Genomic DNA, 21708 nt, shown 5'->3' on the forward strand with positions numbered 1-21708 from the left:
CGTGTTTGGCAAGCGCACACAGTCGACGGCCCCGGGAGGCGCGGCCCCGCGTCCGGCCCCCGCCGCGCCGACCCCGGCTGAGGCGCGCGAGCCCAAACCCGGCATCCAGACCGAGGCCTTTGCCTTTGGCTTTGACGAGGCCGAGGCGGCGCCCGGGGTCCAGACCGCCGAGGCCCATGCGACACGGCCGCCGTCCGAACATGCGGACCGGCTGGACGCGCTGGCTGCCCGCCCGCAGGCGCGTCCGCAGGCCAAGGCCCCGCCGGCCCCCGACCCCTCGCGCGCCAAGGGGCCTGGCCCCCGCGCCACCCCCGCCTTCGAGCAGATGAAGAAGGTCCAGACGGTCACCGAGATCGTCCGGGAGCAGTCCGACTATTATCACGCGACCAAGACGACCATCTTCAACGCGTTGATGAACACCATCGACCTGTCCCAGCTGGCGCAGCTGGACCAGAAGGCGGCGTCCGAGGAAATCCGCGACATCGTCGCCGAGCTGGTGGCGATCAAGAACGTCTCCATGTCGGTGGCCGAGCAGGAGCATCTGGTCCAGGACATCGTCAATGATGTGCTGGGCTATGGCCCGCTTGAACCGTTGCTGGCCCGCGACGACATCGCCGACATCATGGTCAACGGTGCCGGCCGGGTGTTCATCGAGGTCAATGGCAAGGTCCAGCTGACCAATGTCCGCTTCCGCGACAACACCCAGCTGATGAACATCTGTCAGCGGATCGTGTCGCAGGTCGGCCGCCGCGTGGATGAAAGCTCTCCGATCTGCGACGCGCGCCTGCCCGACGGGTCGCGCGTCAACGTCATCGCCCCGCCGCTGGCCATTGACGGCGCGACCCTGACGATCCGGAAGTTCAAGAAAGACAAGCTGACGATGAAGAATCTGGTGGAGTATGCCTCCATCAGTCCCGAGGGCGCCCGTGTTCTGGGCGTGATCGGTGCGTCGCGCTGTAATCTCGTGATCTCGGGCGGCACGGGCTCCGGCAAGACGACCCTGCTGAATACGCTGACAGCCTTCATCGACCCGACCGAGCGGGTCATCACCTGCGAGGACGCGGCCGAACTGCAGCTGCAGCAGCCGCACGTCGTGCGGCTTGAGACCCGGCCCCCGAACCTTGAGGGACAGGGCCAGATCACCATGCGCGATCTGGTCAAAAACTGTCTGCGGATGCGTCCCGAGCGGATCATCGTCGGTGAGGTGCGCGGTCCGGAAGCCTTTGACCTGCTGCAGGCCATGAACACCGGCCACGACGGCTCCATGGGCACACTGCACGCCAACAGCCCGCGCGAAGCCATCAGCCGGATGGAGTCCATGATCACCATGGGCGGCTATGGCCTGCCGTCCAAGACCATCCGCGAGATGATCGTCGGCTCGGTCGATGTCATCATCCAGGCCGCCCGTCTGCGCGACGGTTCGCGCCGCATCACCCACATCACCGAGGTGGTCGGGCTGGAAGGCGATGTGATCGTGACCCAGGACCTGTTCGTCTATGAGATCACGGGCGAGGACGAGAACGGCAAGATCATCGGCCGCCACCGCTCGACCGGGATCGCCCGCCCGCGCTTCTGGGACCGTGCGCGATACTATGGCCTTGAGCGCGAGTTGGCCGAAGCCCTCGACGCGGCGGAGTAGCGCCGATGCTGGCCCTCCTTGCTGCAGTCCTCGCCTTCATCACCATCGGCTCGGTCGGCTGGGTGCTGGTCGGCGGTGACGATTCCAGCGCCCAGGCCGTCAAGCGCGCCCAGACCTTCGGCGGCCCCAAGGTTGACAATGGCCGGCTGAAAAAGACCGCCGCCGCCAACACCCCCGAGGCGCGCCGCAAGCAGATCGTCGACCAGCTGCAGGAGGCCGATCGAGCCGACCGCAAGGCGCGCATGTCGCTGAAGGCGCGCATCCGCCATGCAGGGCTGAGCCTGAATGTCCGCACCTTCTGGATCATCAGCGGCGGGCTGGGCGTCACCGCCCTGCTGATGGCGCTGATGTTCGGGTTGAACATCCTGCTGGGTCTGGGTCTGGCGCTGGTGTTCGGCCTTGGTCTGCCGCGCTGGGTGCTGTCGTTCCTGGCCAAGGGGCGGATGAAGAAATTCTCCAGCCAGTTCGCGGATGCCGTCGACGTCATCGTGCGCGGCATCAAGTCGGGCCTGCCGGTGCACGACTGTTTCAAGATCATCGGCCGCGAAAGCCCGTCTCCGCTCGGACCCGAATTCCAGAAGCTGGTCGAGGGTCTGGGCGTCGGCCTGACGCTGTCGGAGGCGCTGAACAAGATGTACGAGCGCATGCCGACGCCCGAGCTGAAATTCTTCTCGATCGTCATGGCCATCCAGCAGAAGACCGGCGGCAATCTGGCCGAGGCCCTGACCAATCTGTCGACCGTGCTGCGCGCCCGGCGGATGATGGGCGAGAAGATCAAGGCCCTGTCGTCCGAGGCCACGGCCTCGGCCGGGATCATCGGCTCGCTGCCGCCGGCGGTGATGATCCTCGTGACGCTGACGACCCCGGCCTACATGATGATCCTGTTCACCGACCCGCGCGGCCAGTTCATGCTTCTGGTCGCCGTGGCGATGATGTCCCTGGGCATCTTCGTCATGAAGAAGATGATTTCGTTCAAGTTCTGATGGGCCCCGCTTCAATGGACATGCTGGCATGATCCAGTTCCTGACCAATCCGCAGAACCTGCTCAGCCTGGGCGTGGCGGTGGCGGTGTTCGCCACGGTCTTCACCCTGCTGTCGTCGATGGGGGGCGGGGCCGGGCTGGACAAGCGGATGAAGGCCGTCGCCGCCCGGCGTGAGGAGCTGAAGCGCCGCTCGCGTCAGGCCATGGCGACCCAGGGCGGCACCCTTCGCCAGTCGGACGAAGGGTTCAAGAAACGGGTCGTCGACCGGCTGAACCTGACCAAGCTGCTGGAAGATCCCAAGGTCGCCGAAAAGATGACCCAGGCGGGCTATCGCGGGCCGCGACCGCTGACGACTTTCTACTTCTTCCGCTTCTCGATGCCGTTCATCTTCATGGCGGTGGTGACCTTTTATCTGTTCGTGTTCAACGACTTTGGCCTGCCGGTCATGACCCGGGTGACGGCGGTGATGGCGGCGGCGGTGGTCGGCTTCTATGCGCCGAACCTCTATCTCTCGAACCGCATTTCCAAGCGCCGCACCTCGATCATGCAGGCCTTCCCCGATGCCCTGGACCTGCTGCTGATCTGCGTCGAGGCGGGCATGTCGATCGAGGCGGCAGTGCAAAAGGTCAGCCAGGAGATCGGTGCCTCCTCCATAGATCTGGCCGAGGAACTGACCCTGTTGTCGGCCGAGCTCAGCTATCTGCCCGACCGGCGTCTGGCCTATGAGGGTCTGGCCAAGCGCACCAACCATCCGGGTATCCGGTCGGTGGCCACGGCCATGACCCAGGCCGAGACCTATGGCACGCCGCTGGGCACCGCGCTCCGGACCATGGCCAAGGAGAATCGCGACCTGCGCCTGTCGGCCGCCGAAAAGAAGGCCGCGGCCCTGCCGGCCAAGCTGACGGTGCCGATGATCCTGTTCTTCCTGCCGGTGCTGTTCATCGTCATCCTGACCCCGGCGATCATCAACATCCAGGACACGATGGCCAAGGGCGGATAGAGCCCGGGCGAGGCCTCAGCCCTGTTCGGCGACGACCTTCAGCCGGTCGCAGATGTCGCCCAGCGCATCGCGGATCACCCGGCGGTGCTTGTCCATGAACAGCTCTGCGCGCAGGCCCTGAAACATCATGCCCGTGGCCAGGATGCAGGACTCCTTGTCCAACTCCTCGATCTCGAAATAGCGCACGGTCGAGAACAGCCAGCCGCGCTTTTCCACCCAGACCAGCTGGGCCAGCGGCTGCCACTCATTGATGCGACCGTCGACCGGACGGCTGGCCATGCCCGGCCAGGTTTCGGTCATGCGGATCGGCGCGCCAAAGGCCAGCTGACCCTCGACCTCGGTCTCATACCGGTTCCAGCGGCTCCAGCCGGGAAAGTCGATCAGAACGTCCCACAGGCGGTCGGGGGTCGCCTGAATGCCCACTCGTTTTTCAATGCGTGTGTCCATGGGCGGGGATGTGCCATGAGACGCCGCGTCTGACCATACTGTCTGGCAGGGGGACTAGCGATTGCCTTCGGGGCCGGGCTGGGAGGCGGGGGCCGTATCGGGGCCCGGTGTCTCGTCGCGGTCGGGCAGGTCCTCCGGGCCGATGCGCAGCACAGGGCTGAGGAAACAGCCGATCAGGGCCAGAAGGCCGAGAATCACATTGAACACGAAGGGGGCGGGCTCCATCAGCTCATACAGGCCGACGCCGATGATGGGCGGTGCGAGGAAGCTGATCCCGGCCAGCGACATCATCAGGCCGGCGACCGCGCCCTGTTCATGCGGCCCGACCGACAGCGACGACCCGGCGGTAAAGCCCGGCCGGGCAAAGCCGACGCCCATCGACACCACGGCATAGCCTACGACCACCCCGAAGAAGCCGGGTGAGGCGATGCTCATGGCATTGCCGACCAGCGCCAGTCCCGCGCCCCAGCGCATCAGGTCGCGCGGTTGCATCTTCAGCATGGGGATCAGCCCCCATTGCACCATCAGGGTGGCGGCGGCCCCGGCCAGCATGGCCACGCCGATGAAGGGCTGGGCCTGCGAGGGCGCCAGTCCCTCGACCGCCAGTTCGTCGATGACGTGAAAGCCGAGGACCGAGATGTTGATCGCCTGCACCGCCATCAGGGCGAGGCCGTACATCAGATAGTCCTTGATGCGGGGGTCGCGCCACAGGCCGCGCCCGGGGTCGCGCAGGCGGTCGGTCGGCTGACGAACCACATCGCCGCTGGGCAGGTAGCGCCACACGGCCCACAGCACGATCGCGCCCATGGCGGCAAAGGCATACAGGGGCCCCGCCAGCCCCACGAGCGGCAGGACGAAGAAGGGCGCCAGCGCCGGGCCGACGACGGTCCCCAGCCCTTGGGCCGAGGCCAGCCAGCTCATCGCCTGGGTCCGTTCGGCCGGGCTGGTGCGGTCGGCGACATAGGCCTGCGACGCGATGGGCGCGGCCGATCCGAACAGGCCATAGACGGTGCGCGCCACGACCATCAGGGAGAAGGCGACGACCGCCAGCAGCCAGCCCTCAAGCCCCGCCGTCGCGGCCAGACCAAAGCCGCTCATCGACAGGATGAAGCCGCCAAGCCCGATCAGGATGACACGCTTGCGCCCCAGCCGGTCCGACAGCCGCGCCCAGACCGGCGAGGTCAGGGTCCACATCAGGGCCGAGATGGCAAAGGCCCCGGCCACAAGCGTATCGGACAGCTCGAACGCCCGGCCCAGCGCCGGCAGCACCGACTGCAGCGCCATATTGCCCGCCGCCGCGATCAGGCTGACCGCGAACAACAGCATGAAGGTGGGGCTCTTGAGGTTCACACCCCTTCGATAGGCCCGGGGGCGGCCCCGTGGCCAGTGTCAGGACGCGGTGGTCGGATCAATTCGTGTGGCGTCGGGTTTCCGGCGGCGCCCGTCGCGCAGGCCCAGACTGTCGCGGATCTCGGTCAGGTCGGTGCCCGGCTGGATAACCAGCAGCTTTTCCGGTGCGCGGGCATTGGCGGCCACCACCGCGCCCCTGGGACACAGATCGAAACAGCCGGTCTCGACCACGGCGACGGTCGCCTTCAGTCCCTTGCCGGGTTTCATCCAGCGTTTCAGCGCCTTTCTGAGGCTGCGGTCCTGATCCGGGCCGAAGCCCTTGCGTTTCAGCTTCTTGGTGCATTTGCGGCACACCAGAACCACGTCCTGCCATTCGGTTTTCGCGGTCTTGATAGGCATGGGATTCCAGATTGGACGGGGCCCGCGCTTGTGCAAGGCGGCACAAGGGCACAGCATGAGGGGGACACAGCATGGCCAGCAGGCAGGGAGGCTTGTGATGATCGAATACCTCAAACGCGTGACAGTCCTGATGGGGTTCACAGCATCGCTGGCGCTGGCCGGGACGGTCCCCGCGGGCGCGCAGTCCATCGAGTCCGCACAGGTCGAGGCAGCGGTCGAGGCCGTCATGCCGGATGTCATCCTGTGGCGACGGGACTTTCACCAGAACCCCGAGCTGGGCTTTGCGGAGCATCGCACGGCCGAAGTGATCGCCGAGCACCTGCGCGGACTTGGGCTGGAGGTCCGGGTCGGGGTCGGCAAGACCGGGGTGGTCGCCATTCTGCGCGGGGGGCGCCCGGGCCGGACCGTGGCACTGCGGGCCGATATGGATGCCCTGCCGGTCGAGGAGGCGACGGGCCTGCCGTTCGCCTCGACCGCGACCGGCACCTATCAGGGGCGCACCGTGCCGGTGGCCCATGCCTGTGGCCACGATGCCCACATCGCCATGCTGATGGGTGCCGCCGAGGTGCTGGCCGGCATGCGCGACCAGATTTCCGGCACCATCGTCTTCATCTTCCAGCCCGCCGAGGAAGGGGCCCCTCCGGGCGAGCCCATGGGCGGGGCGGCATTGATGATCGCGGAAGGGGTGCTGGACGACCCCCGGCCCGAGGCGATCTTTGGCCTGCACGTCGTGCCGGGCCTGCCGGGTACCATCTTTTATCGGCCGGAGGGCTTCATGGCGGCCTCGGACCGGGTCGACATCGTCCTGACCGGGCGCCAGACGCACGGGGCCTGGCCGTGGAAGGGCATTGATGTGATCGCGGTCGCCGCCCAGGTGGTGCAGACGGTCAATACGCTGACGGCCCGCACGGTCGATCCGACGGCGACGCCGACGGTCTTCACCATCGCCACGATCGAGGCGGGGGTGCGCTACAACATCATTCCGGACGAGGCGCGGCTGAGCGGGACGCTGCGCACCTTCGACATCGCCCAGCGCGATGATGTGGTGGCGCGGGCCGAGGCGGCCATCGGCCATGTGGCCGAAGCCTATGGCGCGACGGCGGAATTCTCGATCAAGCAAAATGCGGCGCTGGTCTACAACGACCCGGCGCTGTCGGCCTGGCTGGCCCCCGTTCTGGAAGAGGCGGCGGGCGCGGGACAGGTCAATCCGGCCGTTCCGCCGACCACCGTGGCCGAGGATTTCAGCTATTATCAGGCGGAAATTCCGGGGGTTTTCTGGCATCTGGGCGCCAGCGCCGAGGGGGTCGATCCGGCCACGTCAGCGCCCAACCATTCGCCCTTGTTCGACGTCAATGAGGATGTGCTGATCGTGGGGGTGAAGGCGCACGTCTATACCGCCCTGAGGTTCCTCGAACAGTAGGGATTTCAGGCGGTACGGGCGAACCAGGTGCGGATCACGGCGGTGTAGATTGCCGTCAGGGATTCCAGCTGGGCGACCGGCACCTGCTCGTCGATCTGATGCATGGTCTGGCCGACCAGACCCAGCTCCAGCACCGGGCAAAGGGCGCGGATGAAGCGGGCGTCCGAAGTGCCGCCGGTGGTCGAGCTTTCGAGCCGGAGACCCTCGACAGCCTCTACGGCGACCTCGACGGCCTCTACCAGCGGACCGCGATCGGTGAGGAAGGCATCGCCCGAGCACAGATGCTCCAGCGAAATGGCCAGCCCGGTCTCGGCGGCGACCGCGGCCGCCTGTTCGTCCAGCCAAGCGGACAGGGCGTCGCCCGTGTGGGTCGGGTTGAAACGGATGTTCAGCCGGGCGGTGGCCTCGGCCGGAATGACGTTGGACGCCGGATTGCCCACGTCGACCGTGGTGATCTCGAGGTTCGAGGGCGGAAACTTCGGATAGCCGTCGTCCAGATGCGCCTCGGCCAGGCGGTTCAGCAGGCGCACCAGCACCGGCACCGGATTGGCGGCCCGGTCGGGATAGGCGACGTGGCCCTGACGCCCCTTGACCGTGATCCAGCTGTTCAGCGAGCCGCGCCGGCCGACCTTGATCATGTCGCCGAGCCGCTGGGACGACGAGGGCTCGCCCACCACACAGGCGTCGATCCGCTCACCCTCGGCCATGAGTTGCTCAACGACGCGCTTGGTGCCGTGCAGGGCCGGGCCCTCCTCATCGCCGGTGATCAGGAAGGACAGCGAGCCCGGCACGCCGCCCCCGGCCAATACGCGCGAGACGGCGGCGACCCAGCAGGCGATGCCCCCCTTCATGTCGACCGCGCCTCGACCGTACAGCACGCCGTCCCGGACCTCGGCGGCGAAGGGGTCGTGCGACCAGGCGGCGACCGTGCCGGTCGGGACGACATCGGTGTGGCCGGCAAAGCAGAGGTTCGGCCCCTCGGTTCCCCGTCGGGCATAGAGGTTGGGCGTGCCCTCGAACGGCAGGTCGCGACAGGTGAAGCCCAGCCCCTCCAGCGCGGCCTTCAGCGTCGCCATCGCCCCCGCATCGACGGGGGTGACCGACGGGCTGCGGATCAGGTCGCGGGTCAGGGCAACGGGATCGATCAGGCGGGCTGGTGCGTGCATGGTTCCATGCTTTAGGAGGTGTCAGGACCTGCGAGAAGACCCCATGCCCCGTATCGATCTGAACACAGCGCCGCGGGCCGACGGCACCACCTATCCCGAGGAGCACGCCGGGCCGTGCAAGGCGCGCCGGAAGCTGAAGCTGGGCGATGCCGTGGGTCTGGACCAGTTCGGCGTCAACCATCTGACCCTGCCGCCCGGCGCCTGGTCCAGCCAGCGTCACTGGCATGAAGGCGAGGACGAATTCGTCTGGGTGCTGTCGGGCGAGGTGGTGCTGGTCGAGGATGAGGGCGAGACCGTGCTGCGCGCCGGCGACTGCGCCGGGTTCAAGGCGGGGGTCAAAAACGGCCACAAGCTGGAAAACCGCAGCGACGCCGATGCCGTCCTGCTCGAGGTCGGCACCCGCAAGCCCGGCGGCGACCAGGGCGAATATCCCGACATCGACATGACCTTCCGCTCGGGCGTCTTCTCGCACCGCGACGGCACGCCTTACCCCAAGTCTGACCGGCGCACGTGAGCGACGAGCGACCCGACGCCTCTCTCTTAAGCGAAGGCCCGGCCAGTCCCTGGTCGGTGCCCGATTTCCGCTGGCTGTGGCTGGGCCGTCTGGCGGCGGTGCTGGGCATCCAGATCCAGTCGTCGGCCCTGTTGTGGCAGGTCTATGAGATCGCCCGGCGCGACCATCCGATCGAACAGGCCAGCCTGTATCTGGGGCTGGTGGGGCTGGCGCAATTCCTGCCGCTGCTGGCCCTGACCCTGCCCGCCGGGGCCATGGCCGACCGGCGCGACCGCAAGACGACGGTCATCCTGTCGGTTCTGGTCGAGGGCAGTTGCGCGGGGGCCTTCCTCGCGCTGGCGATCCGGGGCGATCCGCCGCTGTGGGGGCTGCTGGCGATTGCCGCCGTCTTTGGCGCCGCGCGCGCGTTTCTGGCCCCCGCGACCCAGGCCTTCCTGCCCATGGTGGTCGGCCGGCGGGCGCTGGCCCCGGCGATTGCCGCCCAGTCGATCGCCTTTCAGACCGGCGCCATTGCCGGCCCGGCGCTGGGCGGGCTGATCGTCGGCCTGTCGGTGCCGCTGGCCTATGGCGTGTCGGCGGTGATGTTCGCCGTGGCGGTCACCGCCCTGCTGCTGATCCGCACCTCGGGGCGCCCGCCGGTCATCCAGACGGGGCTGACGCGGCTGCAGGCCGTGACCGAGGGCCTGCGCTATGTGTGGAAGACCAAGATCGTGCTGGGCGCCATTTCGCTGGATCTGGTGGTCGTCATGTTCGCGGGCGTGGCCCTGCTGACGCCGGTGTTCGCGCGCGACATTCTGCATGTGGGGGCGCTGGGGTTTGGCCTGTTGCGCGCCTCCTTCGGGGTCGGGGCGCTGGCGATGGCGGTCTATCTCAGCCGGTTTCCGATCACCCGCAACGGCGGCACCTGGATGCTGGCGGCGGTGGCGGTGTTCGGCATCTGCACCCTGACGTTTGGCCTGTCGCGGATGGCCTGGCTGTCGGCGCTGGTGCTGTTGATCGGCGGCGCCGCCGACATGATCAGCGTCAATATCCGCCAGACCCTGATCCAGCTGGCCACGCCCGATCACATGCGCGGCCGGGTCAGCTCGGTCTCCATGCTGTTCATCGGGGCGTCGAACGAACTGGGCGAGGCCTATTCCGGCGTGATGGTGCGGCTGCTGGGGCCCGTAGGCGCGGCGGTCTTCGGCGGGTTCGGCGCCCTGGCCTCGACGGGCATCTGGGCGAAGATGTTCCCGGACCTCAGGAAGGCGGACCGGCTGGAGTGAGGGGTCTCGCTCGCGCCGCCTATGCGGAGGGGCACGGGGCGGCGGGATGGTGCGCGGGCACACGGGTGGCAGGCCGGGTCAGGGCCAGTTCGGCCTGAATGAAGACGAAGGCCAGAATGGCGACCGCCTCGGCCATCTCTTCAAACAGTTCGTGCTGGAGAAGCGCACCGGCCGAAACCAGCAGCGCGATCCGGATCACCGACCTCCGGTCCAGGGGGGGCTGACGCAGCAGTGGAGCCAGCCATGGCGGCCGCAGGCTCAGCAGGCCCGCCGCGACAACCATGCCCCAGCCGACTACCGCATAGGCAATGTCATAGAGCCGGGGTGAGACGAAGTTGTGCAGATTGGTTTCGGCCTGAAGGTTCGCGGTGGCGAAGGCCCCGGTCGCGGACCATTGGAAGATGTGCTGGCCCCAGCTGGCTTCTTCGCCAAAGGCCAGAACCCCGAACAGGGCGACGCCTGACCAGAAGCCGACCTTGAGTACAGCGCGGGAGACGACCGCCTCCCGTACGGCCAATACGACGATCAGGATCAGCCCGACGGCAGTGACGGTTTCCACCACGCCGCCATCATAGGTTTCAGCCCCGAACAGCCAGGGGGCCGCAAGGCCTTCACGCCACAGATAGAGAGTGATCGGCACCAGCACGCCCCAGGTGAGGATGAGCACACCTATCCCGGTCCGGGACAGCACGGCCGGGTTGGCACCATTGCCCCGCTCGCGAACCCTCCACGCGTGAAGGCAGACGGCCAGTCCGCACAGCCCGGCCAGCCCCGTACTTACTGTCATCCACGACAAGGCAACCTCCCCGACCTCTGTTCAGACATGAAGTGGGGGGCGTTCGTGGACTTGAACCACGGACCTGCGGGTTAAGAAGCCGCCGCTCTGCGCTACTGAGCTAAACGCCCGTCACTTGTCATGTCCCGGAATGACCCGGACAAGGATGAGTGGAGCAGGAACCGTGCCAGTGTCGACGGCGGGCTTTGGTGCGGCTCTCAACCGATCAGCCCGGACCGACCCTGGGATCAAGTCCGAGGGTGACGGAGGAAAGCACGCGGGCGTTTCCGCCCCCTCCACCGCTTCGCGGTCCCCCTACGCCGTTGCACGGGGGAGGAGCTACGCCCGGAAATGCTTGCTGAGCTTCAGCCCCTGGCTCTGGTAGTGGCTGCCGCCTTCGCCGTAGAGGCGGTCGGGGCGTTCGGTCAGGGGTTCATAGACCAGGCGAGCGACGATCTGGCCGTGTTCCAGCATGAAGGGGGTGTCGTGGGTGCGGACCTCGAGCACGCCCCTTGAGCCCGCCCCGTGCGCCTCGTCGGTGCCGAAGCCGGGGTCGAAGAAGCCGGCATAATGCACGCGGAACTCGCCGACCGAGGGGTCGATGGGGGTCATTTCGGCGGCCTGGTCGACGGGGATCTCGACCGCTTCGCGTGAGGCCAGAATGTAGAATTCGCCGGGGTCCAGCATCAGCTCGCCGCGCTGGGCGCGCAGCGGCTCCCAGAAGTCGGCGGGGTCGTGGCCGGCCACCTTGTCCAGATCGATCAGGCCGGCGTGGCGACGCCCGCGATAGCCGACGATGCCGCCCTCATTTTTGAAGGCCAGATCGACGCCGACGCTGCGGGTTTCAAGACGGGGGGGCTCGCCCGCCTTGAGCCGCAGCTGGTTCAGCCGGGTGCCGGGGCGGACCAGCACGGAAAAGGTCTGGGGCGCGATTTCCAGATACAGCGGCCCGTCATAGCCCTCGGCCACATCGTCAAAGGTGGCGCCCCGGTCGGTCATCAGGCGGACGAACACATCGACCCGGCCGGTCGAGCTTTTCGGATTGGCGCGGGCCACCACGCCGGGCGGCAGGCTGAGCCGCTCCTGCAGCTTGACGATATAGACGCAGCCTTTTTCCAGCACCGCCCCGCCGTCGAGGTCGATGGTGTGCATGACCACGTCCTGGATGCGGGTCTCGACCGTGCGCTCGCCGGGCAAGAAGGAGGCGCGCACCCGCCAGCCCCGGTCGGACAGGCGCAGGTCCAGACTGGCGGGCTGGACCTGATCGGCATCAAAGGGCGTGTCCGAGGTCACGGCCCCGGCGGCGATCAGGGTATCGATGGCCTGGCAGGGCAGGATGCCGGGGCGGGAAGCGGTAAAGGTCATGGCCTCAGTCTTCCACGGATTTCCGGGCGAGTCGTCAAGCCGAAACAGGCTTGCGGCGCGCGCGCGGCGGGGCGAGCATGGGGGCATGTATGAGAGTGCCGCCTATACCGCCGAAACCCGGGGCGTCCGCGTCAAGGTTCAGCCCAGCTATCTCGCCGGGCGCTCGAACCCCGACGAGGGGCTGTGGGTCTGGGCCTATCAGATCGAGATCGTCAATCTGACCGGCGTGCCGGTACAGCTGCTGTCCCGCCACTGGGTCATCACCGATGCCACGGGCCGCGAGGAGGTGGTGATCGGCGACGGCGTGGTCGGCGAACAGCCGGTGATCGCGCCCGGCGACAGCCACAGCTATGCCTCGGGCTGCCCGCTACCGACGCCCTCCGGGGCCATGCGCGGAAGCTATGTGATGGAAACGCCCGACGGCGAACGGTTCGAGGCCGAAATCCCCGCCTTCAGCCTCGACGTGCCGGGCGCGAGGACGTTGAACTGACTGCGCTCAAGCAGCGAGCCGCCGCGCGGCGAGCGTTAGCGCCCCAAATTTTCGAGGCCGGGGCTGCGTCAACCCGGAGAACCGCAGCCCCGCCCCCCGAAGGCTCGCCCGGCGCGAACGCCAGACGAGGGGGTGGTGGCCCACAAGGGGCGATCCTGAAAGCCTCAGGAGTGACGAGTGGCGAGTGGCGTGTGACGAGTAGTCAGACACAGTCGGCGGCGAAAGCAGAACTCGCCACTCGCCACTCGTCACTCAGATGTACCGCCGCAGCGAACGAGCGAGATCGGTGCTGCCGTCCTTGGAGCCGCGCTTGACCTGGGGCTGATAGGCGACCCGGGCGTGCTCGACGCAATAGACGCCTTCCGAGGCGCGACGGCCGCAGAAGCTGAACTCGGTCGAGGACGGATCGCCGATCGGCCATTTGCACATATGGGCACCCAGCGTCATGACCGTGGCCGTGCCGGGCATTTCCGGGGTCGGGTCGGGACGGGTCGGCGGCACGGGGCGCGACTGGGCGGCCTCGATGCGGCGCGGGGCCGACGGCTGGGCCGGGGCGGGGGCCGCCGCGCGCGGGCGGGTGGGGCGATAGGTCGTGCGCGCCGGCTGGCTGGGCGCAGCCCGGCCCGACAGGCCCAGGCGGTGCACCTTGCCGATCACGGCGTTGCGGGTCACGCCACCGCCCAGAGCCTTGGCGATCTGGCTGGCCGACTGGCCCTCAAGCCAGAGCTTGGTCAGTGCGCCAACGCGATCCTCGGTCCAGCCTGCGGTCATGCCATCCTCCCGGTTTGGTCGATTCAATATCTTGCGTCGGGTGCCCCGTCTGGAGCGCCTGACCCACAACCAGTCGTAAACCTCTCGTTAACAGACGCAAGATGTGCGATTCGGAGTGTCCACAGAAACCACATCTTGAATCAGCGTTCGCTGAAGGCTCCGGGGGCCGTTTGGCTTGAACCGGAGCCCTATCGGGCGCATCTGGCCGGACATGACCGAACGCACGCCCTCCACCCTCGCTGACCTCGCCACCGCCGATGCCGCCAAGGGCCCGCCCGTGCCGCGCCGCTATGCAGGGATCAACGGGATCGGTGTCTGGACGCTGTATCTCCGCGAGGTTCGCCGCTTCTGGAAGGTGGGGGCCCAGACGGTCGCCGCCCCGGTGGTGACGACCCTGCTCTATATGCTGGTGTTCGTGGTGGCCTTCGAGGGCGGGCGCCCGCCCCTGCACGGCACGCCGTTTGCCGAGTTCGTGGCGCCGGGCCTGATCATGATGGCCATGCTGAACAACGCCTTTGCCAACTCATCCTCCAGCCTGATCCAGGCCAAGATCATGGGCACAGCCACCGACTTCCTGACCCCGCCGCTCAGCCCGCTGGAGCTGACCATCGGCTTTACCCTCGGCGCCGCCACGCGCGGACTGGTGGTCGGGCTGGTGACCGCTTTGTGCGTGCTGCCGTTCGCGCAGCTTGAGATCCAGAACCTCGGCCTGATCCTGTGGTTCGGCCTGTGTGCCAGCCTGCTGATGGGGATGGTCGGGGTGCTGGCCGGTCTGTGGAGTGAGAAGTTCGACCAGCTGTCGGCGGTGCAGAATTTCGTGGTCATGCCGCTCACCTTCCTGTCGGGTGCCTTCTATCTGGTCGAGCGCCTGCCCGAGCCGTTCGCCACCTTCAGCCGCTTCAACCCCTTCTTCTATCTGATCGACGGCTTCAGGGCCGGCTTCATCGGCCAGGCCGAGAGCAATCTGCTGATCGGCGGCGCGGCAGCCGGCGCGTTGACGGTTGTGTTCGCCGTCATCTGCTGGGCCGTGTTCCGCTCAGGCTGGCGGCTGAAGAGCTGAGGCAGGAGAAGGTTTCGATGGATCGGGTCGTCGTCGAACATGTCCGGGCAACGCCGGAGGAGTTGCAGCCCGGGGAGACGGGCTGGGAAGACGCCCTGCGCTGGGCCGAAGTGCCACTTCTTATTGAGGTCGGAGGTCTGGCCGCACTGGTCGTTCTGATCTTCATCTTCCCTGCACCCGGTTTGGCCAAGGCTGCGGCGGTAGGGATTGCTGTCGCCGCCTTGCTGGGCAAACTCGCTGCGAGGCAGTGGCTCGCCAGACGCCAGCTGAAATTTCACCGCAGCACAGCCTCTGGAAGTCAGGCCTCGACATACGTGATCGATCATCAAGGGCTGGCAATTGGCAATATGTACGCGGAGAGCCGGACGTACTGGTCGGCCATGAGGGGGGTCATTCGGTACCCGAACCGCTATGTCTTCCTCTTCACGCCCGCTCACAATCCGGTTCTGCCACGACGGCTACTGACGCCCGAGCAGGATGCCGCCTTGCAGGCCCTGATAGCGGGCGCCGGGGTGACGATCACGGACGGTCCACCCCCCGGTGTTGACTAAGCGGGGGCGGAGGCGGACAACGCCTGACATCTGTTTCATCGGTCCCGGTGCCGTTCCCGCGCCGGGGCTTTCGCGTTCTGGAGGTCCGATCCCGTGTCCAGCCATCTGATGGGTGTCTACAACCGCGCGCCGCTGGCGGTCGATCATGGCAAGGGGCCGCGCCTCTATGCGACCGACGGCACCGTCTATCTGGACTGCGTCTCGGGCATTTCGACCAACGCCCTGGGCCACGCCCACCCGCGGCTGGTGCAGGCGGTCAAGGATCAGGCCGAAAAGCTGTGGCACGTCTCGAACATCTTCCAGATCCCGGGTCAGGAAGAGCTGGCCGACCGGCTGTGCGCCGACAGCTTTGCCGACGCGGTGTTCTTCACCAACTCGGGCTCGGAAGCGGTCGAGTGCGCGCTGAAGACCGCCCGCAAATATCACCACGCCAACGGCCAGCCCGAGCGGATCGAGATCTACGGCTTTGACGGCTCGTTCCACGGCCGCACCTATGGCGCCATCAATGCGGCGGGCAATCCCAACTATGTCGAAGGGTTTGGCCCGCGCCTGCCCGGCTATTCGCAGCTGACCTTCGGCGATCACGACGCCATCAAGGCAGCCATCGCCCGGCCTGATACCGCGGCCATCATCCTCGAGCCCGTGCAGGGCGAGGGCGGCGCGCGCTCGGTGCCCGAAGTCTGCCTGCGCGGCCTGCGCGAGCTGTGCGACGAACACGGGGTGCTGATCATCTTCGACGAGGTCCAGTGCGGCATGGGCCGGACGGGCAAGCTGTGGGCCCACGAATGGGCCGGCATGGCGCCCGACATCATGGCCATCGCCAAGGCGCTGGGCGGCGGCTTCCCGGTCGGGGCGTGCCTGGCCTCGGACAAGGCGGCAAAGGGCATGACAGTCGGGGTGCACGGCTCGACCTTCGGCGGCAATCCGCTGGCCATGGCGGTCGGACTGGCCGCCTATGACGAGATCACCAAGCCCGAGACCCTCGAGAATGTGCGCGAGATCGCCGGCTATCTGAAACAGCAGCTGGCCGGGCTGCAGGAACGCTTCCCCGATGTGATCGAGGATGTGCGCGGCAAGGGCCTGCTGATCGGGGTGAAGCTGAAACCCAACAACCGCGAATTCATGGGCTGGGCCCGCGACGAAAACCAGCTGCTGGTGGCCGGCGGCGGCGACAACTGCGTCCGCATGCTGCCCCCCCTCAACTTCACCCGCGAAGACGCCGCCGACGTCATCGAACGGTTCGAGCGGACGTGCGAGTTCGCGCGGGGGAAGATGAAGGCCGGATAGCGGCGTGGCCTGAAGAGGTTCATCACGAAGAGCACAAAGGATGCACGAAGGCCGCAAAGAGACCGAGCCCCTGTCAGCCGTCTCGACCTTCTGGTCGAAGACTGCATTGTGATCGAGATCAAATCGATCGACGCCCTGGCGTCGATCCACACGGCTCAACTGCTGACTTATCTCCGATTTTCAAAGGTCGCCTGGTCGTTTGATCGGCGCAACCGACGAGATCGCACCGCCCTCTTTGTGTCCTTCGTGCATCCTTTGTGCTCTTTGTGATGAACCCCTTTTCTTCCCCTCCTATCCCCCGCTCGTGACTGCCCATGACCCGACACTTTCTCGACATCTCCCGGCTGCCGGCCGATGACCTGCGGGCCATTCTGGATGATGCCCACGCCCGCAAGGCAGCGCGCAAGGGCAGGCCGAAGGGTTGGGTCGATGCGGATGCCCCCGCGCGCGACCATGTGCTGGCGATGATCTTCGAGAAGAATTCGACCCGCACCCGGTTCAGCTTCGACGCCGCCATCCGCCAGCTGGGCGGATCGTCGATCATCGCCACGGCGTCGGACATGCAACTGGGCCGGGGCGAGCCGGTCGAGGATACGGCGCGGGTGCTGTCGCGCATGGTCGATGCGGTGATGATCCGCGCCAATGACCATGAGGACGTCGAACGCTTTGCCCGGTTTTCGACCGTGCCGGTCATCAACGGCCTGACCGACCGCAGCCACCCCTGTCAGATCCTCGCCGATCTGATGACCATCGAGGAGCATCGCGGCCCGATCGCCGGCAAGACGGTGGCCTGGGTCGGGGACGGCAACAATGTCTGCCACAGCTTCATGCATGCGGCGCAGAAACTGGGCTTTCACCTGAATGTCGCCTGCCCGCCGGAATACCATCCCGATCTGCGCGACCTGACCGTCGGCGGGCCGTCGGTGACGCTGACGTCCGACCCGCATGAGGCGGTACGCGGCGCCGATGTGGTGGTCACCGATACCTGGGTGTCGATGGGCGATCAGGACTATGAAGAGCGTCTGGAAGCCTTCGAAGGCTATACGGTCGACGACGGCCTGATGGCCGAGGCCGCGCCCGACGCCGTCTTCCTGCACTGCCTGCCGGCCCACCGCGGCGAGGAGGTCACCGACGCCGTGATCGACGGGCCTCGCTCGCTGGTCTGGGACGAGGCCGAAAACCGCATCCACGCGCAAAAGGCCGTGCTGGCCTGGTGTCTGGCGGGGAGCTGAGCCTCAGACCCGGGGCTCGTCCGGCGGGCCGCGACGGCTGCGGAAGGCGCCCTTGTGCCAGGCGAGGATGCCCAGATAGCCGACGATGGCGCCGACGATCAGGCCGATGATGCCGTCGAGGATCACCGACCCGATGAGGGCCACGGCGATCAGGATCAGCCAGTCGGTGGTGCGGAACGCCTTTAGACGCGCGCGGATTTCGTCCATCAGCGGGTGCCTCCCAGATTGACGTCGGCGACGCCGCCGCTGTCGGGCGTGGTCTTTGTGATGTTGGCCTTGAGGATTTCATAGGCAAAGCCGAAGGCGCCCTTGTCCGCCACCCAGATGCGACCGTCGCCGGGCGTGAACTGCAGCATGGTCAGATGGGGGTCGTCCTTGCCGTCGGGGTACCAGGCGGCCACCACCGGGTTCCACCAGCGGTCGATCTTCTCGCGGTCGTTGTGGCGCATCAGGGTGCCATGGATGCAGGCGAACACATGCTGGTCCCTGGCCGCATAGGTGAACATGGCCGAGGTCCCTTCGCCCACGTCACGCACAAGATCGGTGTCGTCGCGGGTGAAGAACCAGATCGTATCGGTCGCCTCATCGTGGAAGGCGGTCATCGGCTGGCTGTGATAGCCGGGCCGGTCCAGACCCAGCATGCCGGTGTTGGATTTTTCGAGATGTTTCCAGAATTCGGTTTCGGCTTCGGCGGGGCTGAGGCGGGTGTCGGCCATGGGAGGGCTCCTGTTTCGGGGGGTTACCCAAAAGAACAGGACAGGGCCGATCAGGTTCCGGTCAGGCGTCGGGCGCGCCCGCGACCAATCGCACCAGATGGACCAGCAGGGGGAGAGCGACGGCTGCCGCCGCGATCATCAGGAACCGCCAGGGCACCAGACGCGGCCCCCGGATCAGGTCCGGCGGCCGGGCCCCGCGCCAGCCGGCAAACAGGCCGAAGCCGACGACGACGGCCAGCGCAATCAGGGTCGGGATCAGCGGCATCAGGTCCCGGTCCTTGCCAGAGGGTTAATCTTTACGGGGCGTTAACCCCGTTTGTTCACTAAATCACGTTTGTGAGGGCCGAAGCGGGTCGGATGTCCACAGGAAGATGGCGTGATCGCTATATCTTGGGGTTAACCACACGTTTACACCCCTGATCTGGATGAGTAGCGTCAATGTCTAGTGGTCGGGAGGCGAATCAGTGAGCGCAGCCGCGCCGTGGAGCGTAAAGGGGATAGACCCCAAGGCTCGCGAAGTCGCCAAGGACCTTGCCCGCCGTTCAGGGATGACTCTGGGCGAGTGGCTCAATTCCATGATCATGGAAGGCGATGACGAGGACGGGATCGTCCCTCTGCCCCGCCGTGCCCATGTCGCCGACACCTATGAGCGCCGCAGCCGCAGCCGCCGTCTGGACGATGCCTATGGTCTGGGCGGTGACGACCCGGTCCAGCGTCTGTCGGCCACCGTCGAGATGATGGCCGAACGGCTGGAGGCGGCCGAGCGTCGCTCGACCATCGCCATTCAGGGCGTGGATCAGGCTGTCGCCGGTCTGGTCCGGCGTCTGGATGCCCAGGACGGGCGCGACAACGGTGTGGTCCGCCGCATCGATGACATCGCCGAAGAACTGCGCGAGGGGCATCGCCGCCTGCGCCGCTTCGAGCAGGAGACCGGCCCGAGCACGGCCGAAGGCTTTGCCAAGACCGAGACGGCCATCGGGGCCCTGTCCAGCCGACTCTATGACATCGAGGAACGCCAGCGGATCGGCACCCATGAGCTGCGCCAGCGGCTGGACGCGGTCGAGAAAACCGCCGAGGCCAATCGCGGCGTCGAGATCCTCGAGCACGTCGGCCGCCGGCTGGACGCCGCCCAGGCCCAGACGGGCGAGGCCCTGCGCGGGCTGGAGCGGGCCTTCTCTGAACTCGACCGGCGTCTGGGTCTAACCGAGGCGCGCGCCGAGGTTCGGGGCCGGGGTGTCGACCCCGCCGAGCGCTTCGACGGGCGTCTGGAAAAACTGGCCGAGGCCCTGACCCGTCAGGTCGAGGCCAGCCGCACGGAAATGCTGCACCGGCTGGACACGGCCCAGTCCGAAAACCGCATGGAGCGGATGGAGCGCGCGGTCGCGGCGCTCGGCGATCAGGTGCGTCAGGCCGAGCGCGGCTCGGCCCAGGCGGTCGAGGTCATGGGCCGCGAGGTGCTGCGCATCGCCCAGAACCTGAACGGCCGCGTCCAGAAGATGGAGATCGACAGCCCGGCCCGCATGGACCGGCTGGAACGCGATCTGGAGATCAAGACCCAGGGCGTCGAGCGCCGTCTGGTGGCCAGCGAGGACCGCCATGCGCTGGCGCTGGAAAAACTGGGCACCGAGATCGGCCGGATTTCCGACCGCCTCAGCGAGCGGATCGCCGAGTCCGAGCGCCGCTCGACCCAGGCGCTGGACGAGATCGGCCAGAAGCTGACCGACAGCTCCTCGCGCATCGAACAACACTATGACCGCGCCTCGGGCGAGCTGGCCGAGCGCATGCGCCAGAGCGAGGAACGCACCGCCCGCCTGCTGGCCGAGGCCCGCGAGAGCATGGCCCGCCGGGGTGAGCCCGAAGCCCCCAAGCCTGAGCCGGTCGCCGAGCCCGAGCCTGTCGCGGCCCCCGCTGACTGGCGCGCCGGAGCCTTTGGCGTGGCCGCCATGGCCGATGATCCGATCTGGTCCAGCGACCCGCTGGACGGCCCGGCCGACCCCTTCCCGACCGGCGGCGTGACGGCCAGTGCGCCCGAGCCCGCCGCGACCGTCCCGGCTCCCGAGCCGGTCGATGAGCCCCATACGCCCCGGTTCGCCGCGCCCCGCGCCGCGTCCGCCCCGTTCGGCAGCCCGGCCGCCGCCAACCCGGCCCCGGTCGCCCGTGCGCCGCAGGATTTCGGCGGGGCTGATGTCTCGGATGTTCTGGCGGCGACGGCCCCCGACGACGACGAATTCTCGGGCGAGACCGATTTCGTCGATCCGCGTACCCTGCGGGCGGCGGCCGCTGCCGGTCGGGCATCCAGCTCGACGCGCGGCGCGGTCGAAGCCGCGCGCGCCGCCATGACAGCGCCCGAGCCGGAACCGACCCGCTCGGCCTTTGGCCTGAAGCGCGGCGGCAAGTCGCGCCTGCAGGAGCGGATGGACCGTCAGGCCAGCCGCGATGGCTCGACCATGAAGAAGGCGCTGGGCGCCTCGGCGGTCGCGGTCACCCTGATGGGCGGCCTCTATGCCTTTACCGAACTGACGGGCCAGGCCATGCCCTGGACGCCCGCCGGTGCGAGCGATCCGGCGGCCGGGACGGCTTTGGTGGCGCTGGCCACCGGCGCCGCGCCCCTGTCCGCCGAAGCGGTGGCCCAGGCAACGGACCTCTATGAGCGCGCCCTGACCGCCATTGAGGAAGACGATCCGGCGGGTCTCGATCTGCTGACCCAGTCGGCCGAACTGGGCTATGGCCCGGCGCAGCTGATGCTGGCGGGACTGTTTGAAACCGGCGAGGCCGGGGCCCCGGTGGACATGGGCCAAAGCCTCGACTGGACCCGCCGCTCGGCCGAGAGCGGCTATCCGCGCGGCATGTTTGCCTATGGCATGCGCCTGTTCGAGGGGGCCGACGGCACGCCGGACCGGCCGATGGGTCTGGACTGGATCCAGCGCGCGGCGCGGGCCGGTCTGGTCGATGCCCAGTTCAATGCCGCCGTCATCCATGAGCGCGGCGAAGGCGGCATGCCGGTCAACAACATCGAGGCCTATGCCTGGTACCGGGTCGCGGCCCGCTCGGGCGATGAACAGGCCGCCAGCTCGGTGACCCGCGTCGGCGCGCTTCTGAGCGAGGCCGAGCGCGTCCGGGCCGAGGATATGGCCCAGGATTATCTGCCCGGAAGCCTGCCGGACGCCAGCTGATCCCCGGCCCCGCACGGGGTTGGTCTTCACCTGTCACGTTCATGCACTGGCCACGGTCGGTGCGCGGGTCTAAGCCCTGACGGTCACGCCGATTCCGGGTTCTGT

The 21708-nt window shown here is 67.5% G+C and carries 23 protein-coding genes and 1 tRNA gene; 13 read left to right on the forward strand and 11 right to left on the reverse strand.

Going from position 1 to position 21708, the window contains the following annotated elements; translation table 11 throughout:
* Position 1: 1 nt before the first annotated feature.
* Genes EG854_RS10245 through EG854_RS10255 form a run of 3 tightly spaced genes read left to right on the forward strand, consistent with a single transcriptional unit; the run spans position 2 to position 3622 of the window.
* Positions 2 to 1639, forward strand: coding sequence for a TadA family conjugal transfer-associated ATPase (locus tag EG854_RS10245; protein WP_123288028.1), 1638 nt, complete (start codon positions 2 to 4; stop codon positions 1637 to 1639).
* A gap of 5 nt (positions 1640 to 1644) precedes the next feature.
* On the forward strand, positions 1645 to 2622 hold the full coding sequence (locus EG854_RS10250) for a type II secretion system F family protein (RefSeq protein WP_123288029.1): 978 nt from the start codon (positions 1645 to 1647) through the stop codon (positions 2620 to 2622).
* A gap of 28 nt (positions 2623 to 2650) precedes the next feature.
* Complete coding sequence (locus EG854_RS10255; protein ID WP_123288030.1) at positions 2651 to 3622, forward strand: type II secretion system F family protein; 972 nt, start codon at positions 2651 to 2653, stop codon at positions 3620 to 3622.
* A 15-nt stretch (positions 3623 to 3637) separates the two neighbouring features.
* Here EG854_RS10255 and EG854_RS10260 read toward each other — a convergent pair whose 3' ends face one another.
* The 3 genes from EG854_RS10260 to EG854_RS10270 are packed head-to-tail and all read right to left on the reverse strand — an operon-like array spanning position 3638 to position 5818.
* Positions 3638 to 4069 (reverse strand): SRPBCC domain-containing protein, encoded by a 432-nt coding sequence (locus EG854_RS10260; protein ID WP_123288031.1) that lies wholly within the window; start codon positions 4067 to 4069, stop codon positions 3638 to 3640.
* 54 nt (positions 4070 to 4123) lie between these two features.
* Entirely contained in the window at positions 4124 to 5419 is a 1296-nt protein-coding gene (locus EG854_RS10265) for an MFS transporter (protein ID WP_123288032.1), read from the reverse strand.
* A 39-nt stretch (positions 5420 to 5458) separates the two neighbouring features.
* Positions 5459 to 5818 carry a hypothetical protein gene (locus tag EG854_RS10270; protein ID WP_123288033.1) on the reverse strand — a complete coding sequence of 120 codons (360 nt, stop codon included), beginning with the start codon at positions 5816 to 5818 and terminating at the stop codon, positions 5459 to 5461.
* 97 nt (positions 5819 to 5915) lie between these two features.
* Here EG854_RS10270 and EG854_RS10275 point away from each other — a divergent pair, with 97 nt between their 5' ends.
* A complete protein-coding gene (locus EG854_RS10275; RefSeq protein WP_241153207.1) occupies positions 5916 to 7238 on the forward strand; it encodes an amidohydrolase in 1323 nt (440 codons plus the stop codon).
* Positions 7239 to 7243: 5 nt separating this feature from the next.
* On the opposite strand, the gene dapE is transcribed toward EG854_RS10275, so the two are convergent.
* On the reverse strand, positions 7244 to 8404 hold the full coding sequence (dapE, locus tag EG854_RS10280; protein ID WP_123288034.1) for a succinyl-diaminopimelate desuccinylase: 1161 nt from the start codon (positions 8402 to 8404) through the stop codon (positions 7244 to 7246).
* A gap of 43 nt (positions 8405 to 8447) precedes the next feature.
* Here dapE and EG854_RS10285 point away from each other — a divergent pair, with 43 nt between their 5' ends.
* Both EG854_RS10285 and EG854_RS10290 read left to right on the forward strand, forming a co-directional pair.
* Entirely contained in the window at positions 8448 to 8918 is a 471-nt protein-coding gene (locus EG854_RS10285) for a cupin domain-containing protein (RefSeq protein WP_123288035.1), read from the forward strand.
* Entirely contained in the window at positions 8915 to 10183 is a 1269-nt protein-coding gene (locus EG854_RS10290; protein ID WP_123288036.1) for an MFS transporter, read from the forward strand. The genes EG854_RS10285 and EG854_RS10290 overlap by 4 nt, the downstream gene beginning before the upstream one ends.
* A gap of 19 nt (positions 10184 to 10202) precedes the next feature.
* Here the strand turns inward: EG854_RS10290 and EG854_RS10295 are convergent, their stop codons facing one another.
* The 3 genes from EG854_RS10295 to EG854_RS10305 all read right to left on the reverse strand — a co-directional run bounded on the left by EG854_RS10295 (position 10203) and on the right by EG854_RS10305 (position 12323).
* Positions 10203 to 10970, reverse strand: coding sequence for a hypothetical protein (locus EG854_RS10295; RefSeq protein ID WP_164461999.1), 768 nt, complete (start codon positions 10968 to 10970; stop codon positions 10203 to 10205).
* A 42-nt stretch (positions 10971 to 11012) separates the two neighbouring features.
* Positions 11013 to 11089, reverse strand: a tRNA-Lys gene (locus tag EG854_RS10300).
* A gap of 208 nt (positions 11090 to 11297) precedes the next feature.
* On the reverse strand, positions 11298 to 12323 hold the full coding sequence (locus tag EG854_RS10305; RefSeq protein ID WP_123288038.1) for a 2'-deoxycytidine 5'-triphosphate deaminase: 1026 nt from the start codon (positions 12321 to 12323) through the stop codon (positions 11298 to 11300).
* Positions 12324 to 12408: 85 nt separating this feature from the next.
* On the opposite strand from EG854_RS10305, the gene apaG reads away from it, so the two are divergent.
* Positions 12409 to 12813 carry a Co2+/Mg2+ efflux protein ApaG gene (apaG, locus tag EG854_RS10310; protein WP_123288039.1) on the forward strand — a complete coding sequence of 135 codons (405 nt, stop codon included), beginning with the start codon at positions 12409 to 12411 and terminating at the stop codon, positions 12811 to 12813.
* Between the two features lie 252 nt (positions 12814 to 13065).
* On the opposite strand, the gene gcrA is transcribed toward apaG, so the two are convergent.
* A complete protein-coding gene (gcrA, locus tag EG854_RS10315; protein ID WP_123288040.1) occupies positions 13066 to 13584 on the reverse strand; it encodes a cell cycle sigma 70 cofactor GcrA in 519 nt (172 codons plus the stop codon).
* A 211-nt stretch (positions 13585 to 13795) separates the two neighbouring features.
* Between gcrA and EG854_RS10320 the strand changes: the two genes are divergently transcribed.
* The 5 genes from EG854_RS10320 (at position 13796) to argF (ending at position 17714) form a co-directional block, all read left to right on the forward strand.
* Positions 13796 to 14644 (forward strand): ABC transporter permease, encoded by an 849-nt coding sequence (locus EG854_RS10320; RefSeq protein ID WP_123288041.1) that lies wholly within the window; start codon positions 13796 to 13798, stop codon positions 14642 to 14644.
* 17 nt (positions 14645 to 14661) lie between these two features.
* Entirely contained in the window at positions 14662 to 15195 is a 534-nt protein-coding gene (locus tag EG854_RS10325) for a YcxB family protein (protein WP_123288042.1), read from the forward strand.
* A 108-nt stretch (positions 15196 to 15303) separates the two neighbouring features.
* A complete protein-coding gene (locus EG854_RS10330) occupies positions 15304 to 16482 on the forward strand; it encodes an aspartate aminotransferase family protein (RefSeq protein ID WP_123288085.1) in 1179 nt (392 codons plus the stop codon).
* 21 nt (positions 16483 to 16503) lie between these two features.
* Positions 16504 to 16752, forward strand: a complete 249-nt coding sequence (locus EG854_RS13305) for a GxxExxY protein (RefSeq protein ID WP_277424051.1) — start codon at positions 16504 to 16506, stop codon at positions 16750 to 16752.
* 44 nt (positions 16753 to 16796) lie between these two features.
* Positions 16797 to 17714 (forward strand): ornithine carbamoyltransferase, encoded by a 918-nt coding sequence (argF, locus tag EG854_RS10340; RefSeq protein WP_375782298.1) that lies wholly within the window; start codon positions 16797 to 16799, stop codon positions 17712 to 17714.
* A gap of 3 nt (positions 17715 to 17717) precedes the next feature.
* On the opposite strand, the gene EG854_RS10345 is transcribed toward argF, so the two are convergent.
* From EG854_RS10345 to EG854_RS10355, 3 genes are all read right to left on the reverse strand, one after another.
* Complete coding sequence (locus EG854_RS10345; RefSeq protein ID WP_123288045.1) at positions 17718 to 17921, reverse strand: hypothetical protein; 204 nt, start codon at positions 17919 to 17921, stop codon at positions 17718 to 17720.
* Entirely contained in the window at positions 17921 to 18430 is a 510-nt protein-coding gene (locus EG854_RS10350; RefSeq protein ID WP_123288046.1) for a pyridoxamine 5'-phosphate oxidase family protein, read from the reverse strand. Before EG854_RS10350 ends, EG854_RS10345 begins: the two co-directional genes overlap by 1 nt.
* A gap of 61 nt (positions 18431 to 18491) precedes the next feature.
* A complete protein-coding gene (locus EG854_RS10355) occupies positions 18492 to 18695 on the reverse strand; it encodes a hypothetical protein (RefSeq protein WP_123288047.1) in 204 nt (67 codons plus the stop codon).
* 199 nt (positions 18696 to 18894) lie between these two features.
* Between EG854_RS10355 and EG854_RS10360 the strand changes: the two genes are divergently transcribed.
* Positions 18895 to 21603 carry an SEL1-like repeat protein gene (locus EG854_RS10360; protein WP_164462000.1) on the forward strand — a complete coding sequence of 903 codons (2709 nt, stop codon included), beginning with the start codon at positions 18895 to 18897 and terminating at the stop codon, positions 21601 to 21603.
* Positions 21604 to 21708 lie beyond the last annotated feature (105 nt).

This window comes from Brevundimonas halotolerans (genome assembly GCF_003730275.1).
GTDB classification, from domain to species: Bacteria; Pseudomonadota; Alphaproteobacteria; order Caulobacterales; family Caulobacteraceae; genus Brevundimonas; species Brevundimonas halotolerans.

Coding starts and splice junctions, on each gene's coding strand:
- EG854_RS10250 (WP_123288029.1), top strand. CDS start 1,645: ATGCTGGCCCTCCTTGCTGCAGTCCTCGCCTTCATCACCATCGGCTCG.
- EG854_RS10255 (WP_123288030.1), top strand. CDS start 2,651: ATGATCCAGTTCCTGACCAATCCGCAGAACCTGCTCAGCCTGGGCGTG.
- EG854_RS10260 (WP_123288031.1), bottom strand. CDS start 4,069: ATGGACACACGCATTGAAAAACGAGTGGGCATTCAGGCGACCCCCGAC.
- EG854_RS10270 (WP_123288033.1), bottom strand. CDS start 5,818: ATGCCTATCAAGACCGCGAAAACCGAATGGCAGGACGTGGTTCTGGTG.
- EG854_RS10275 (WP_241153207.1), top strand. CDS start 5,916: ATGATCGAATACCTCAAACGCGTGACAGTCCTGATGGGGTTCACAGCA.
- dapE (WP_123288034.1), bottom strand. CDS start 8,404: ATGCACGCACCAGCCCGCCTGATCGATCCCGTTGCCCTGACCCGCGAC.
- EG854_RS10285 (WP_123288035.1), top strand. CDS start 8,448: ATGCCCCGTATCGATCTGAACACAGCGCCGCGGGCCGACGGCACCACC.
- EG854_RS10295 (WP_164461999.1), bottom strand. CDS start 10,970: ATGACAGTAAGTACGGGGCTGGCCGGGCTGTGCGGACTGGCCGTCTGC.
- EG854_RS10305 (WP_123288038.1), bottom strand. CDS start 12,323: ATGACCTTTACCGCTTCCCGCCCCGGCATCCTGCCCTGCCAGGCCATC.
- apaG (WP_123288039.1), top strand. CDS start 12,409: ATGTATGAGAGTGCCGCCTATACCGCCGAAACCCGGGGCGTCCGCGTC.
- gcrA (WP_123288040.1), bottom strand. CDS start 13,584: ATGACCGCAGGCTGGACCGAGGATCGCGTTGGCGCACTGACCAAGCTC.
- EG854_RS10320 (WP_123288041.1), top strand. CDS start 13,796: ATGACCGAACGCACGCCCTCCACCCTCGCTGACCTCGCCACCGCCGAT.
- EG854_RS10325 (WP_123288042.1), top strand. CDS start 14,662: ATGGATCGGGTCGTCGTCGAACATGTCCGGGCAACGCCGGAGGAGTTG.
- EG854_RS10330 (WP_123288085.1), top strand. CDS start 15,304: ATGGGTGTCTACAACCGCGCGCCGCTGGCGGTCGATCATGGCAAGGGG.
- argF (WP_375782298.1), top strand. CDS start 16,797: ATGACCCGACACTTTCTCGACATCTCCCGGCTGCCGGCCGATGACCTG.
- EG854_RS10345 (WP_123288045.1), bottom strand. CDS start 17,921: ATGGACGAAATCCGCGCGCGTCTAAAGGCGTTCCGCACCACCGACTGG.
- EG854_RS10350 (WP_123288046.1), bottom strand. CDS start 18,430: ATGGCCGACACCCGCCTCAGCCCCGCCGAAGCCGAAACCGAATTCTGG.
- EG854_RS10355 (WP_123288047.1), bottom strand. CDS start 18,695: ATGCCGCTGATCCCGACCCTGATTGCGCTGGCCGTCGTCGTCGGCTTC.